Source organism: Methylobacterium sp. 1A (assembly GCF_058072805.1).
Genome location: NZ_JBYQVE010000001.1, coordinates 1,174,369 through 1,188,820, shown reverse-complemented (window position 1 = coordinate 1,188,820; position 14,452 = coordinate 1,174,369). Strand labels below are relative to the sequence as shown.

Below are 14,452 nucleotides of genomic sequence, written 5' to 3'. Positions count from 1 at the left end.
GCGGCTCAGCCCTCGTCGGTGGACGCCGCCCGGCCCGGCGCACCCCGATAGCCGGTCGCGAGGACGTAGAGCTCGCTCGAATCGGCCCGGCTCGCGGCCGGCTTGACGTGCCGGACCGTGGCGAAGTCGCGCTTCAGGTCGGTGAGCAGCGCGCCCTCGGTGCCGCCCTGGAGCACCTTGGCGAGGTAGGCGCCCCCGGGGCCCAGGATTTCGCGGGCGAACTCCGCCGCCGTCTCAGCGAGGCCGATGATCCGCAGGTGGTCGGTCTTCTTGTGACCGGTGGCGTTGGCGGCCATGTCGGACATGACGAGGTCGGCGGGGCCGCCGAGCATGCCGGTCAGCCGGTCAGGCGCCTCGGGGTCGAGGAAGTCCAGGGTGATGAACTCGACCCCGGCCATCGGCTCGATCTCCAGGAGATCGATGCCCACGACGCGGCCCGTCGGCCCGACCACCCGCGCGGCCACCTGCGACCAGCCCCCCGGCGCGGCGCCGAGGTCCACGATCTTCTGGCCGGGCCGCAGGAGCTTGTAGCGCTCGTCGATCTCCAGGAGCTTGTAGGCCGCCCGCGACCGGTAGCCCTCGCGCTTGGCGCGGGCCACGTAGGGATCGTTGAGCTGGCGCTCGAGCCAGCGCTTCTGGGACAGGGTCCGTCCGCGGCCGGTCTTCACCCGCTGCTTCAATTCGCCCCGGACACCGCCGCCAGAACTCGCGCCGCCGCGCCGGTCGCTCATCGCGCCGCCCTCATCGGACCGCATTCCGGTTCCAGACCCCGTCCTCCCGCATCATGTTCATCAGCAATCCTTCGCGCAGGCCGCGGTCGGCGATGCGCAGGCGCTCCGAGGGGAACGCCCTGCGGATCGCCTCGAGGATCGCGCAGCCCGCGAGCACGAGATCGGCGCGGTCGCGGCCGATGCAGGGGTTGTCGGCGCGCTGCTCCAGACGCGTGTCGAGCAGGTCGTCGATCGCGGTCGAGACCGCGTCGTCGCTCATCCACAGCCCGTCGACCCGCCGACGCTCGTAGCGGGCGAGGCGCAGATGCATCGCCGCGATGGTCGTCACGGTGCCGGACGTGCCGAGCAGGTGGAAATGCGGCGCCGTCGCCGCGGGCGCGGCGCGGAGCGCGAAGGCCGAGAGCTTCTCGGCCACCTCCTCGACCATGCCCTCGAACATGCGCCGGGTGACCTCGGCGCCGCCGTGCCGCTCGGCGAGCGTGACCACGCCGACCGGCAGCGAATCCCAGGCCCGGATCCGCAGCGTCGGGTCGGTCGACGGGTTGGCGGCCGCGCCGTCCAGCCACGCGATCTCGGTCGAGCCGCCGCCGATGTCGAAGATGATGACCGATTCGGCCAGCGGGTCCGCGAGCGCCGCGCAGCCGGTGACTGCGAGATACGCCTCCGTCTGCCGGTCGACGATCTCGAGGTCGAGGCCGACGCCGCGGCGGACGCGCTCCACGAAGGCGGCGCCGTTCACCGCGAGGCGGCAGGCCTCCGTGGCGATGATCTTGGCCCGCTGCACCCCGCGGGCCTGCATCTTGGCCCGGCAGATCCGCAGGGCCTCCACGGTCCGCTCGATCGCCGCCTCGCTCAGGCGGTCGGACGTGCCGAGGCCCTCGCCGAGGCGCACGATCCGCGAGAACGCGTCGATCACGCGGAAGCCGCTGAAGGTCGGCTCCGCGACCAGCAGGCGGCAATTGTTGGTGCCGAGGTCGAGCGCCGCGTAGGCGGCGCGGCGACGCTCGCGGCCCGGCACGGGGGCTTGCGTCTGGAGCGGCACCGCGCCGGTCTGGATTCGGGACGGCGCGGCCGCGGCGGTCTCGTCCCTCATCGGCGCGGCCGTCGATCCTTCGGGTCGGCCCTGAGCAGCGCGCTCGGACTCTGTTAGACTGCGACCCTACAGGCTCGGCGGGGAACTGCAACGCCCCATCGCGGTCGCGCTCAGGCGACGGCCTTCATCGCGCTGGCCCGGCGCGGGATCGGCCGCAGGAGGCTCTTCACCTGCGAGTAGGGGCGGGGCCGGTTGATCACCTCGTCCAGCCGCGACCACAGGGTCTTGGGTGAGAACGGCTTGGCGATGATCTCGTTGACGCCGAGCGCCACCGCCCGGTCGACCACGTTCCGGCGGGGCTGGGCCAGCATCAGGATGATCGGGATCGTGGGGCAGGGGGAGGTGGTCGGGGTACGCGCGAGCCGGATGAACTCCTCGCCCGACAGGATCGACAGGTCCCAGTCGATGATGCTGATGTCGGGCTTGCTCTCGGCGAGCACGCCCAGCGCCTCGGCCCCGTCCGGCGCCTCCAGCACACGCTTGATGCCGACGCGCATCAGCATGTCGCGCACGATTCGGCGGATGTAGAGACTCTCGTCGACCACAAGAGCGGAGAGATCGGGGAAAGTCGGTGTCGCGATCATGGCCGGCCGGTTCTGCGGGGCGCGGGGCCGAGTCTAGCCGGACAGCCTTTGCGTTTCGCTAACGCCTTCCCTCGAATGAGAAAGGGCCGGCCCGGGAGCGGGGGCGGACTCCGTTGTTTGCCGCAAGAAAGTAACGAAACGGGCGCCTCTGAGCCAAGAAGGTCCTTGCGGTCAAGGCCCGATTGCGTCAGGACTGGGGCGTTATTCTTGGTTACCGCGACCTGGGGTAATGATAGTGCGGGGCGTGGGCTGTCTGGGATGGCGCGCACGCGGTATTCGAGACAAGGGCGGCGGACGGTTTTTGCGAGCTTTCTATGGGACGTGGTCGTGATTTCAGAGGGCCGCAGAAGCGCGGCTTCGACGAGAGTGGCGAGCCGAGATGGCCTGATCAGGCTCCCCCCAGCGGCGGATACGGCGGCGGCGGTTTCGGCGGTGGCGGCGGTGGTTTCGGCGGGGGCGGTTTCGATCGCGGCCCGTCGCGTGGCGCGGCTCCCGTCGCGTCCGGACCGGAGCGCGATGCGACGGTCAAGTGGTTCAACAAGGAGAAGGGCTTCGGCTTCGTCGAACTCGGCGACGGTTCGGGCGATGCCTTCCTCCACATCCGCGCTGTCGAGGCGGCCGGGCACGACGATCTGATGCCGGGCACCCGGCTGACGGTCACGACGGCCCAGGGTCAGAAGGGCCCGCAGGTCACGAGCGTCACCAGCGTCGACACCTCCACGGCCGAGGCGCCCGCGCCCCGGCGTGAGTTCCGTCCGCGCACCGGAGGCTTCGGCGCCGGGGCCGGCGGCGGCTACGGCGACCGCGATCGCGGTGGTTACGGCGGTGGCGGCGGCTACGGCGGCGGCGGTGGTGGCGGCGGTGGCCGTTTCGCCAGCGGCCCGTCGGTCGAGATGAGCGGCACCGTGAAGTGGTACGATCCGGCCAAGGGCTTCGGCTTCGTCTCGGTCAACGACGGCGGCAAGGACGTGTTCGTGCACCGCTCCGCGCTGTCCCGCGCCGGTCTCGATTCGCTCGCCGAGGGCCAGCAGGTCACGCTCGGCGTGGTCGAGGGCCAGAAGGGTCGTGAGGCCCAGAGCATCAACGTCGAGGATTGAGGATCCCGCGGCGGTCTCTTTGCCGCCGCGTTCCGCGAAGATCATGAGGCGGCGGCTCCGAGCGGGGCCGCCGCCTTTCTCGTTCGGGGACGATCGATGCGCCGCCTGGTGCTGTCCACGGCCCTGGTGCTGCTCGCGGGAACTGCGCGAGCGGAGGACTTCACGGGCTTCTATGCGGGGATCAACGCCGGCTATGGCTGGGGACACGCGCGCGACGGCCGCGCGGTCGGCCCGGCGTCCGGATCGGCCGCGGCGTTCAGCAAACCCGATCCCGGGGCCGATCTGCCGCCGAGCGCGCGGAATGCGGCCGTGGCGATCCGCAGGCCGAGCCGCGACGGCGCGTCGGGAACCGCCGGCCCGTAGCGCGGGGCGGCGAGCGTCGGATCCGACCTCGGAGCGCGCCGCTTTCCGGCGTCCTAAACGCCTCTTTTCACACTGGAATCGTTCCGGAACATAGGCGTTGCGCGGCGGCCCGGACCGCTGGTACGTCGCGCCATGGGCTCACGGGAACGAGGGATGGCGCCATGAGCGCCCGTGCCATGCCGACGCTGGCAAACCGCGCGGCGGTCGCCGGCCGGGTACTGCTCGCGATCCTCGGCGGCTACGCGGTCGCCGCCCTGTCGAGCGCGCTGCTGGCCCTGGTTCTTCCCTTTCCGCGGGCCGAGGCGGTCTCGGCCGGGACGCTGGCGAGCTTCGCCATCATGGCGGGGGCGGCGATCTGGGTGTTCGCGGCCCGCACGCTCGGCCGGGCGGCCGTCGTCCTGGTGCTGACGGCGCTCCTGCTGACCGGTGCCCTGTGGCTCGCCGGCGCCTTCGCGCACGGGGCGGCCGCGTGAGCCCGGCGCGGAGTGTCCGCCAGGCGATGGCGTGGCTGCACACGTGGTCCGGCCTCGTGGTCGGCTGGGTGCTGTTCGCGATCTTCGTCACCGGCACCGCCAGCTATTACCGCACCGACATCTCGCACTGGATGCGGCCCGAACTGTCCGCGACCGCACCGGATCCCGCCGCAGCGGCGACGCGGGCCGGGGCGTTCCTGCGCCGGACCATGCCGGACGCGGCCGGATGGTCGGTCAAGCTGCCGAATGCCGAGACCCCGGCCGTCGAGGTCTACTGGTGGCCGCGTCCGGGTGGCCCGTTCCACCACGCGCTCCTCGATCCCGCCACGGGCGAGCCCGCGCGCATCCGCGACACGCGCGGCGGCGACTTCCTCTACCGATTCCACTTCGAGCTGAGCCTGCCGCCGATCTGGGGTCGCTGGATCGTCTCGGCCTGCGCCATGGTCCTGCTGATCGCGCTGATCTCCGGGATCGTGACGCACCGGCGCATCTTCGCCGACTTCTTCACCTTCCGGCGCGACCGCTCGGCGCAGCGCGGCTGGCTCGACGCCCACAACGTGGTCGGCGTCCTGGCGCTGCCGTTCCACCTGATGATCGTCTACACGGGCCTCGTCACCCTGTCGGCGATGCTGATGCCCTGGGGCATGAAGGCCGTCTACGGCGACGACATGCTGCGCTACTACGCCGAGGCCGGCCTAGCGATCCCGGGCGCGGCCCCGGTCGGGCGCCCCGGCACGCCGCTGCCGCTCGGCGAGATCGTCGCCCGCGCCACGGCCGCCGGGGGCGAGGTGCCCGAGGTGGTGCTGGTCACGCGGCCGGGCGACGCCGGCGCCACCGTGACGGCGTATTTCGAGGAGCCGCACGGGCTCGCGCACCTGCACCCGCAGATCGCCTACGCGGCCGATACCGGTTCGGAGATCGCCCGGGTCGGCGAGGCCGGCGCGGCGACCCGGACCGGAGCCGTGATGGTGGGGCTGCACGAGGCGCACTTCGCCGCCGCCCCCCTGCGCCTCCTGTTCTTCCTCTGCGGCGTGATGGGCGCCGCCACGGTCGCCAGCGGCCTCGTGCTCTGGACCGTAGCCCGGGCGCCGAAGGGCGCGGATCCCGAAGGTTTCGGCCTTCGTCTCGTGCGGTTCCTCAACCTCGGCACCATCGCGGGTCTGCCGGTGGGCCTCGCCGCGTATTTCCTGGCGAACCGGCTGCTGCCCGACGGGCTCGGGGCCCGGGCGGACTGGGAGGTGCGCGCCTTCTTCGCCGCCTGGCTCGTGGCCGCCCTCGCGGCGTCCCTGTACCCGCGACGGCGCGCGTGGTCGCTCGCCCTGGCGGTGCCGGCCTGCGCCTTCCTGGCGATCCCGCTGGTGGACGTGATCCTCATCGGCCAGCAGCGCTTCCTCGCCTTCGACGCCGCTATGGCGGCCGTCGGCCTCGCGCTCGGCCTCGCGGCCCGGCTGGCCACGCGGCGGGGCGTGGCCGCAGCCCGTCCGGCCAAGGTAACCCTGTCCCGGACGGTCGAAGTATGACAGCCGCCGCGCTGATCCTCAGCCTGCTCCTGAGCTTCTCGGGCTTCGCGGCCCTGGCCCTCAGCCTCGACCGGCACCACCGGGCCGCCTACCGCGTCGGCGTGCCGAAGGCGCGGGTCGGCAGCCTGCGGATGGCGGGCTGGTGCGGGCTCGGCCTCTCGTTCGCGGCGGCCGTCGCGGCGGGGGGCTGGAATTTCGGCCCGGTGCAGTGGGTCGGATCGCTGACGGGCGCCGCCCTCGCCGTGGTGGCGATCGTCGCGTACCGGCCCACGTGGCTGCGGAACGCGGCCCTGGCGGCGCTCCCGCTCGCGGCGGCGTCCGTTCCGCTGGCCCTGCTCGGCTGAGGAACGGCGCGCCGATTCGGCACATCATCGATTCGGCCGGTCGCCGGGTCCGGCCGATCGTCGCGCGGCGGCCGGCCGGACGGTGCCGGAGACGAGGCTCTTTTGCCCGCTCGCGGTGATGCCGGGAAGCGCGTAGGATCGGCGCACTCGCGCACTGGCCAAAAGTCCACCTTGATTCGGCAGGCCAAAAGCCATTGGCTGCGAACAGAGCGGAAGCGGATGCGACCCCCAGGATCGGTCGCCCGAGCGCCAGCTTAAGCCCAAGAGCCGCGGTTCGCGAGGCCGGGGCCCACGGAGGGAACACAGCGATGAACAAGCCGGAATTCCTCGGCGACTCGAAGGTCAAGTCGCCCTTCTCGGCCCGCTACGACAACTTCATCGGCGGCCAGTGGGTCGCCCCTGCGGCCGGTCGCTACTTCGAGAACACCTCGCCGATCACCGGCAAGGTGGTGTGCGAGGTCGCCCGCTCCGACGCCCAGGACGTCGAGAAGGCCCTCGACGCCGCCCACGCCGCCCGGGAGGCCTGGGGCCAGACGGCGCCGGCCGAGCGCGCCCGCATCCTCCTCAAGATGGCCGACCGGATGGAGGAGAACCTCGATCTGCTCGCACTGGCCGAGACCTGGGACAACGGCAAGCCGATCCGCGAGACGACCCACGCCGACATCCCGCTGGCGATCGACCATTTCCGCTACTTCGCCGGCTGCGTGCGGGCGCAGGAAGGCTCGATCTCCGAGATTGACCACGACACGGTCGCGTACCACTTCCACGAGCCGCTGGGCGTCGTCGGCCAGATCATCCCGTGGAACTTCCCGATCCTGATGGCGGTGTGGAAGCTCGCCCCGGCGCTCGCCGCCGGCAACTGCGTGGTCCTGAAGCCCGCCGAGCAGACCCCCGCCTCGGTGCTGGTGCTGGCCGAGATCGTCGGCGACCTGCTGCCCCCGGGCGTGCTGAACATCGTCAACGGCTTCGGCCTCGAGGCCGGCAAGCCGCTGGCCTCCTCGCCGCGGATCGCCAAGATCGCCTTCACGGGTGAGACGACTACCGGCCGCCTCATCATGCAGTACGCCTCGCAGAACCTGATCCCGGTGACGCTGGAGCTCGGCGGCAAGTCGCCGAACATCTTCTTCGCCGACGTGGCGAACGAGGACGACGACTTCCTCGACAAGGCCCTCGAGGGCTTCACGATGTTCGCCCTCAACCAGGGCGAGGTCTGCACCTGCCCGAGCCGCGCGCTCGTGCACGAGTCGATCTACGACCGGTTCATGGAGCGCGCGGTGAAGCGCGTCGAGGCGATCACCCAGGGCTCGCCGCTGGATCCGGCCACGATGATCGGCGCCCAGGCCTCGGGCGAGCAGATGGAGAAGATCCTCTCCTACATCGACATCGGCCGGCAGGAGGGCGCGCAGCTGCTCACGGGCGGCGAGCGGAACGTCAAGGACGGCGAGTTCGCCGAGGGCTTCTACGTGAAGCCGACCGTGTTCCGCGGCCACAACAAGATGCGCATCTTCCAGGAGGAGATCTTCGGGCCGGTCCTGTCGGTCACGACCTTCAAGGACGATGCCGAGGCGCTCTCCATCGCCAACGACACGCTCTACGGCCTCGGCGCCGGCGTCTGGACCCGCGACGGGACCCGCGCCTACCGCTTCGGCCGGGCGATCCAGGCCGGCCGCGTCTGGACGAACTGCTACCACGCCTACCCGGCCCACGCGGCCTTCGGCGGCTACAAGCAGTCCGGCATCGGCCGCGAGACCCACAAGATGATGCTCGATCACTACCAGCAGACCAAGAACATGCTGGTCAGCTACTCGGCCAAGAAGCTCGGATTCTTCTGAGTTTCTTCCCGGGTCAACCCCCGAGACAACTTCAGCCCCGGCCGCAAGGCCGGGGCTTTTTCGATCCCGGACCCGGTGACCATGCACTCCGCGCTCCGGATGGCGGCGTGGTGGAAACCGGCCGGGGCGCACGCATATTCAGGCATCGACCGGGAGGATCGCATGAGTTCGGAGCAGAGTGTGGACGCCAATGTCGCCGAGCAGGCCGGTGCCGACGGGACGCCGCTGCGGGTCACCGCAACCCCGGCGGCCCTCGCGCTGATCGACGAGCTGCGGGGCGAGTACGGTCCGGTCATGTTCCACCAGTCGGGTGGCTGCTGCGACGGCTCGTCTCCCATGTGCTATCCCGTCGGCGATTTCCTGGTGAGCGACGGCGACGTCCATCTCGGCACCGTCGGCGGCGCGGACTTCTACATCAGCCGGTCGCAGTTCGAGGTCTGGAAGCACACGCACCTGCTCCTCGACGTGGTGCCGGGCCGCGGTGGCATGTTCTCGCTGGAGAACGGTCGGGAGAAGCGCTTCCACATCCGCTCGCGCCTGTTCTCCGAGGCGGAGAACCGGGCGCTCGAGGAGGCGTGCAGGCTCTGACGGCGCGAGCTTCGAGGAAGGGACTGCGATGGCGACCGTGAAGCTCTGGTCCGATTCCGAGGCCGAGGCCGACCCGCGCGTCCGCGCGGTCTTCGCCGACATCCGGGCGACCCGCGGATCCGACTTCGTCAACAACTTCTGGCGGGGCCTCGCCAACGATCCGGCACTGCTGGAGCGGACCTGGTCGACGCTCAAGACCGTCATGGGCCCGGGTACCCTCGATCCCCTGACCAAGGAACTGGTCTACATCGCGGTCTCGATCGCGAATGGCTGCCCCTATTGCATCCATTCCCACACCGCGGCGGCGCGGGTCAAGGGCTTGACGGAGGCCCAGCACGGCGAGTTCCTGGCGGTCGTCGGGATGGCCAACCAGACGAACGCGCTGGTCAACGGCATGCAGATCCCCGTCGATCCCGCCTTCAGAGTGGAGGAAGGTCCATGAGTTCCGCGTCCGGCACGGAGAAGCAGGGGTTCCGGGTGGTGCACGAGAGTGCGCCGTTCCGCGGCAAGCAGGGGCACATCTACCGACCGGCCGTCTCGGCCGAGTCCGTGGATTCGAAGGCGCTGCACATGCAGCTCCTGGAGATCCCGCCCGGGGAGCGGGCCCACGCTCATAAGCACGAATCCCACGAGACGGCGATCTACGTGCTGTCGGGCGTGTCCGGCTGCTTCTGGGGCGAGCGGCTGGAGAACCACGCGATCGCGGGCGCCGGCGAGTTCGTCTACATCGCCGCCGACGTGCCGCACCTGCCCTACAACCGCAGCCAGACGGAGCCCGTCACCGCGGTGATCGCCCGGACGGACCCGAACGAGCAGGAGAGCGTCGTCCTGCTGCCGCACCTCGAGGCCGGCGTCGACTGGTCGAAGGCCGAGGTCTAGCGGCTCAGCGCTGCTCGATCCGCTCGTTGGCGAGACGCTCCGCCCGGGTGCGCTCGTCGGCCGAGAGACCGGAGAGGGTCTGATCCAGCCACGCGTCGGACAGGCCCTGTCCGGCCGCCGCGAGGTTCCAGGCGGCCGCCTCCACGGGATTCTTGGCGACGCCGCGACCCACGGCGTAGAGCCGCGCGACGCGGTTCTGCGCGATGGCGTTGCCGCGCGAGGCCGCATGCAAGAAGTACCGCGCGGCCGCCCGCTCGTCCTTGGTGACGCCGGTGCCGTTGAACAGCAGGATCGCGTACTCGACCTCGCTGGCGAGATCGCCGTTGTCGGCGCCGCGCCGGAACAGCTCCGCGGCCTTCGACGGGTCCTTGGGCACGCCGCGGCCCTGCAGGTAGAGCACGCCGAGGTCGTGCTGGGCCGGGCCGATCTCGGCGTCGGCCGCCTTGCGGAACTGCGCCGCCGCCGCCGCCTCGTCGGCGGTCGCGCCGGTGCCGATCAGGATCAGTCCAAGATTGTAGGCCGCGGTCGGCGAACCTTGGGCCGTCGCCTGCTCGAGCCAGCGCCGCCCGCCCTTCGGGTCCTTCGGCATGCCGCGGCCGTCGAGGGCCATCAACCCGAGGGACGCCATGGCGGAGGCGTCGTTCTGCGCCGCGGCCAGGCGGTACCAGTCGGCCGCCTTCACCGGGTCCTGCTTCACGCCGAGGCCCTGATTGTACAGTTCCCCGAGCAGCGTCATGGCGGCGGCGTCCTTGGGATTCGCCTCGATGCGCTTCGTCGCCTCGCGGAAGGCGGTGACGTACTGACCCTTCTGATAGGCGCCGTAAGCGAAATCCGGTGGCTGGCTCCCCGGCGGCGGCACGGCGCCCCGCGCGTAGTTCGGCGTGTAGGGGCTCGGCAGCTCCGGCATCGACGCCTTGCCGGTCTGCGCCGCGGGTCCGAGCGAGCCGGGCGCCGCGGTCCGGGCCGGATCGGCCGGCCCCGAGGCCGCCCAGGCCGGCGCCGCTAGCAGCGCAGCCCCGGCGAGAGCAGCCGCCAAGCGGACGTCGCGGCCCCTCACGCCTCGATCTCCCGGACGGCGCGCTGGGCCCGCTCGACCGCGCCCGAATCCTGCAGCCAGAGGCCGCTCTCGAGGCCGACGAACTCCGCACCCGTCGCGGCGAGCGGCGTGATCTCGTCGGCGGCGGCCGCCACCGCGATGCACGGCGTCTCGAAGATCTCGGCCCACCACGCGGCACGGGCCCGGACCGTCTCCGCCTCGGGCGCGACGCCGTCCGGGTAGAGGCCGCCGAACATCAGGTAGTCGATGCCGGCCTCGCCGGCCTCCATCGCGCCGTGCTTGGTCTCGAGGCCGCCCGCGCCGAGGATGCGGCCGTCCCGGAGCCGGCCGCGCAGGTCCTTCAGGTCGCGCGGCTTGTCGACGTGGATGCCGTCGGCCCCGCCGCGGATCGCCACCGTGGCGAGGTCGCCGGCGAAGCCCGGGCAGGCGACGACCAGCGCCGCGCCGCGCTCCTGCACGATCGGGGCGACCGACTTGACGCGGGCCGTCAGCCCGCGCTCGTCGGTGGCGGCGAGCCGCAGGATCACGGCGGCGATATCGCCGGCTTCGCAGGCGGCCTTCAGGGCCGTTACGAAATCCGCGATGCCCTCCGCGTCGAGACCGTGCGGTCCGAGCAGGGCGAGGCGGGCGCTGTTGCTCATCGCGGCCGACAATCCGCGCCCTACTGCGGGCCGATCTTCGGGTCGAGGGCGCCGCTGGCGTAGCGCTTGGCCATCTCGGCGACGGAGATCGGGCGGAGCTTCGAGCCTTTCCCGGCGGTGTTGAACTCCTCGAAGCGCTGCTTGCAGAGCTTCGTCATCGCCTCCATGGCGGGCTTCAGGTACTTGCGCGGGTCGAACTCGGAGGGGTTCTCGGTGAGCACCTTCCGGATCTGACCGGTCATCGCCATGCGGTTGTCGGTGTCGATGTTGATCTTGCGCACACCGTGCTTGATGCCGCGCTGGATCTCCTCGACCGGGACGCCCCAGGTCGGCTTCATCTGGCCGCCGTACTGGTTGATGATGTCCTGCAGGTCCTGCGGCACCGAGGAGGAGCCGTGCATGACGAGGTGGGTCGTCGGCAGGCGGCGGTGGATCTCCTCGATCACGTTCATCGCCAGCACCTCGCCGTCGGGCTTGCGGGTGAACTTGTAGGCGCCGTGGCTCGTGCCCATGGCTACCGCCAGCGCGTCCACCTTGGTGGCCTCGACGAACTTCACCGCCTCGTCCGGGTCGGTCAGGAGCTGGTCGTGGCTGAGAGTGCCCTCGGCGCCGTGGCCGTCCTCGGCCTCGCCCTGGCCGCTCTCGAGCGAGCCGAGCACGCCCAGCTCGCCCTCGACCGAGACGCCGGCCCAGTGGGCCATCTTGGTGACGTTGCGGGTGATCTCGACGTTGTAGTTGTAGTCGGCCGGGGTCTTGCCGTCGGCCTTCAGCGAGCCGTCCATCATCACCGAGGTGAAGCCGTACTGGATGGCGGTGGCGCAGGTGGCTTCGTTGTTGCCGTGGTCGAGATGCATGCAGACGGGGATGTGCGGGTAGATCTCGACGAGGCCGTCGATCAGCTTCGCGAGCACGACGTCGTTGGCATAGGCGCGGGCGCCGCGGCTTGCCTGGAGGATCACCGGCGAGTCGGTGGCGTCGGCGGCCGCCATGATGGCGAGTCCCTGCTCCATGTTGTTCAGGTTGAAGGCGGGCACGCCGTACTCGTACTCAGCGGCGTGGTCGAGGAGTTGCCGGAGGGTGATGCGTGCCATCGTGCGTGTCTTCCCGTTTCCCGTTTCGTCGTCCGCCCGATCGCCGGAGGTCCCGTGAGGCCCTCAGCTGAGCTGTATCGTGCCGCTCTGCCGGCTGCCTCGCTTTCGGTCAATCTCCGGCGCGTCGCAGGGCATTCTTTCGGCGGATGATCGGCACCCGGACCGGTTCTCCAGGGCAACGACGGCCTCCGCGATCGCGCTGACACGCGCGTCGAAGCCGCCCGCCATAGCCGGCATCGCCACGCGCGCCCGGATGCCCTTCAGGATCTCGAAGGTCGCGTTCGCCACGTCGTCACCGATCGACTCGGCCCCCCAGCCGATGGAGGCCGGTCCCGTAGATAGGGCTCGGTCGAAGGGGGAGGAGAGCAAGGCGGCCGTCTCAGCCCTTCGCCCGCAGCGCCTCGACGCCCGGGAGGGCCTTGCCTTCCAGCCACTCGAGGAACGCGCCGCCGGCGGTCGAGACGTAGGTGAAGTCCTGCGCCACGCCGGCGTGGTTGAGTGCGGCCACCGTGTCGCCGCCGCCCGCCACCGAGACGAGCTGGCCGGCCTCGGTCCGGGACGCCGCGTGCTTGGCGGCGGCCACGGTCGCGGCGTCGAACGGGGCGAGCTCGAAGGCGCCCAGCGGGCCGTTCCACACCAGGGTCTTGGCCCCGTCGATGGCGGCGTTGATCTCGGCGACCGAGCGCGGACCGGCGTCGAGGATCATGCTCGAGTCCGGCACGGCATCGACCGGCACGGTCTCGTGCGGGGCCTGCGCCTTGAATTCGGTCGCGGCGACGGCATCGACCGGCAGGATGATCCGGCAGCCGGCCTTCTCGGCCGCCGCCAGGATGCGCGTGGCGGTCTCTGCGAGATCCTTCTCGCAGAGGGACTTGCCCACTGCCTTGCCCTGCGCGTGCAGGAAGGTGTTGGCCATGCCGCCGCCGATCACCAGCATGTCGACCTTGGCGACGAGGTTCTCGAGGAGGTCGATCTTTGAGGAGACCTTGGCGCCCCCGACCAGCGCGATCACCGGGCGCTGGGGCGATTCCAGGCCCTTGGTCAGCGCGTCGAGTTCGGCCTGCATCTCGCGGCCCGCGTAGGCCGGCAGCCGGTGCGCCAGACCCTCGGTGGAGGCGTGGGCGCGGTGGGCCGCCGAGAAGGCCTCGTTGACGTAGACGTCGCCGTTCGCCGCCAGGGCGTCCGCGAAGGCCGCGTCGTTCTTCTCCTCGCCCGCGTGGTAGCGGGTGTTCTCGAGCAGGAGGACATCGCCGTCCTTCAGGGCCGCCACCGCCTGCGCGGCCGCGTCGCCGACGCAGTCCGCCGCGAACGCGACGCTGCGCCCCAGGGCCGCGCCGAGGGCGGGGACCACCGGCTCCAGCGAATCCTTCGGCTCGCGCTTGCCCTTCGGGCGGCCGAAATGGGCGAGCAGGATCACCTTGGCACCCTGCTCGGCGACCTCGCGGATCGTCGGCGCCACGCGCTCGATGCGGGTCGCGTCGGTCACCCGCCCATTCTCCATGGGCACGTTCAGGTCGACGCGCATGAGGACCCGCTTGCCCTTGAGGGAGCCGGCATCGTCGAGGGTGCGGAAGGCGCTCATGCGGTCTTGTGCGGTCCTGTTCGGGGCGGGGCGGTTACTGCGCGGTGGTGCCGATGGTAGCCCGCTGCGGCAGCAGGCGGTCGAGGTTGAGCCGCTGGACGGCGACCATCAGGACCACGGTCAGGATGGCGGTGATCACGGCGGTGAGGACGAGGGCGCCGGTCCCGGGCAGGCGCCGGGTGCGCTCGGCGAGGCCGCGCATCTCCGTGCGGAGCGCGGCGAGGTCGGACTGGCGGGCGGACTCGTTCATCCGGTTCGCCGCGTTCTCGACCTTGTCCTCGACGCGGGACAGCAGCGCCTCGGAGCGGGCGTACTTGTCCTCGATGCGCGAGCACTTGTCCTCGATGCGCGCGAGCTGATCGAAGAGCTGGTTGGCCGGGAGCGCGTGGGACGGGAGCGCGGAGGCGGCGGGCGCGGCGGTCGCCACGGGAGGTGGTGCGGTCTGGGTGGTGGGCGGCGGCGGAGCCGGCCTGGGGGCGGGCGGCACGGCAGCCGGCCCGCTCGACGTGCCCTGCGAAGCGTCGGTCATCCCTGGAGAGTCCCTGGTTCGAAGAAAGGCCGTCCGAAGAGAGGTGCG

At 71.3% G+C, this 14,452-nt stretch carries 18 protein-coding genes; 9 read left to right on the top strand and 9 right to left on the bottom strand.

Annotated features, from left to right (window positions below):
• Positions 1-5: 5 nt before the first annotated feature.
• The 3 genes from ACX9MN_RS05750 to ACX9MN_RS05740 all read right to left on the bottom strand — a co-directional run bounded on the left by ACX9MN_RS05750 (position 6) and on the right by ACX9MN_RS05740 (position 2,408).
• Positions 6-731, bottom strand: coding sequence for an RlmE family RNA methyltransferase (locus tag ACX9MN_RS05750; RefSeq protein WP_100250946.1), 726 nt, complete (start codon positions 729-731; stop codon positions 6-8).
• Between the two features lie 10 nt (positions 732-741).
• Positions 742-1,824 (bottom strand): Ppx/GppA phosphatase family protein, encoded by a 1,083-nt coding sequence (locus ACX9MN_RS05745; RefSeq protein WP_489723919.1) that lies wholly within the window; start codon positions 1,822-1,824, stop codon positions 742-744.
• Positions 1,825-1,934: 110 nt separating this feature from the next.
• Positions 1,935-2,408: a response regulator gene (locus ACX9MN_RS05740; protein ID WP_012317168.1), complete on the bottom strand. Its 474-nt coding sequence runs from the start codon at positions 2,406-2,408 to the stop codon at positions 1,935-1,937.
• A gap of 314 nt (positions 2,409-2,722) precedes the next feature.
• Here ACX9MN_RS05740 and ACX9MN_RS05735 point away from each other — a divergent pair, with 314 nt between their 5' ends.
• The 9 genes from ACX9MN_RS05735 to ACX9MN_RS05695 all read left to right on the top strand — a co-directional run bounded on the left by ACX9MN_RS05735 (position 2,723) and on the right by ACX9MN_RS05695 (position 9,504).
• A complete protein-coding gene (locus tag ACX9MN_RS05735; RefSeq protein ID WP_091677933.1) occupies positions 2,723-3,505 on the top strand; it encodes a cold-shock protein in 783 nt (260 codons plus the stop codon).
• Between the two features lie 96 nt (positions 3,506-3,601).
• Positions 3,602-3,868, top strand: a complete 267-nt coding sequence (locus tag ACX9MN_RS05730) for a hypothetical protein (RefSeq protein WP_056521820.1) — start codon at positions 3,602-3,604, stop codon at positions 3,866-3,868.
• Positions 3,869-4,029: 161 nt separating this feature from the next.
• A complete protein-coding gene (locus tag ACX9MN_RS05725) occupies positions 4,030-4,341 on the top strand; it encodes an iron transporter (RefSeq protein ID WP_489723918.1) in 312 nt (103 codons plus the stop codon).
• A 26-nt stretch (positions 4,342-4,367) separates the two neighbouring features.
• Positions 4,368-5,861, top strand: coding sequence for a PepSY-associated TM helix domain-containing protein (locus ACX9MN_RS05720; RefSeq protein ID WP_489723917.1), 1,494 nt, complete (start codon positions 4,368-4,370; stop codon positions 5,859-5,861).
• Entirely contained in the window at positions 5,858-6,205 is a 348-nt protein-coding gene (locus tag ACX9MN_RS05715; protein ID WP_489723916.1) for a DUF3325 domain-containing protein, read from the top strand. Before ACX9MN_RS05720 ends, ACX9MN_RS05715 begins: the two co-directional genes overlap by 4 nt.
• 308 nt (positions 6,206-6,513) lie before the next feature.
• Positions 6,514-8,037, top strand: a complete 1,524-nt coding sequence (gene adh / locus ACX9MN_RS05710; RefSeq protein ID WP_020091519.1) for an aldehyde dehydrogenase — start codon at positions 6,514-6,516, stop codon at positions 8,035-8,037.
• 162 nt (positions 8,038-8,199) lie between these two features.
• Positions 8,200-8,625 (top strand): DUF779 domain-containing protein, encoded by a 426-nt coding sequence (locus tag ACX9MN_RS05705; RefSeq protein ID WP_489723915.1) that lies wholly within the window; start codon positions 8,200-8,202, stop codon positions 8,623-8,625.
• A gap of 28 nt (positions 8,626-8,653) precedes the next feature.
• Entirely contained in the window at positions 8,654-9,067 is a 414-nt protein-coding gene (locus ACX9MN_RS05700) for a carboxymuconolactone decarboxylase family protein (protein ID WP_489723914.1), read from the top strand.
• On the top strand, positions 9,064-9,504 hold the full coding sequence (locus ACX9MN_RS05695) for a cupin domain-containing protein (RefSeq protein WP_020091523.1): 441 nt from the start codon (positions 9,064-9,066) through the stop codon (positions 9,502-9,504). Before ACX9MN_RS05700 ends, ACX9MN_RS05695 begins: the two co-directional genes overlap by 4 nt.
• Before the next feature lie 4 nt (positions 9,505-9,508).
• Here the strand turns inward: ACX9MN_RS05695 and ACX9MN_RS05690 are convergent, their stop codons facing one another.
• From ACX9MN_RS05690 to ACX9MN_RS05665, 6 genes are all read right to left on the bottom strand, one after another.
• Complete coding sequence (locus ACX9MN_RS05690) at positions 9,509-10,540, bottom strand: tetratricopeptide repeat protein (RefSeq protein WP_020091524.1); 1,032 nt, start codon at positions 10,538-10,540, stop codon at positions 9,509-9,511.
• Between the two features lie 17 nt (positions 10,541-10,557).
• A complete protein-coding gene (locus ACX9MN_RS05685; protein ID WP_489723913.1) occupies positions 10,558-11,202 on the bottom strand; it encodes a thiamine phosphate synthase in 645 nt (214 codons plus the stop codon).
• A 20-nt stretch (positions 11,203-11,222) separates the two neighbouring features.
• Positions 11,223-12,293, bottom strand: a complete 1,071-nt coding sequence (gene fba / locus ACX9MN_RS05680; protein ID WP_020091526.1) for a class II fructose-bisphosphate aldolase — start codon at positions 12,291-12,293, stop codon at positions 11,223-11,225.
• Between the two features lie 63 nt (positions 12,294-12,356).
• Complete coding sequence (locus ACX9MN_RS05675; protein ID WP_331299571.1) at positions 12,357-12,581, bottom strand: hypothetical protein; 225 nt, start codon at positions 12,579-12,581, stop codon at positions 12,357-12,359.
• Positions 12,582-12,672: 91 nt separating this feature from the next.
• Positions 12,673-13,875 (bottom strand): phosphoglycerate kinase, encoded by a 1,203-nt coding sequence (locus ACX9MN_RS05670; protein ID WP_489723912.1) that lies wholly within the window; start codon positions 13,873-13,875, stop codon positions 12,673-12,675.
• Between the two features lie 34 nt (positions 13,876-13,909).
• Positions 13,910-14,404 carry a hypothetical protein gene (locus tag ACX9MN_RS05665; protein ID WP_026604681.1) on the bottom strand — a complete coding sequence of 165 codons (495 nt, stop codon included), beginning with the start codon at positions 14,402-14,404 and terminating at the stop codon, positions 13,910-13,912.
• Between the last annotated feature and the right edge of the window lie 48 nt (positions 14,405-14,452).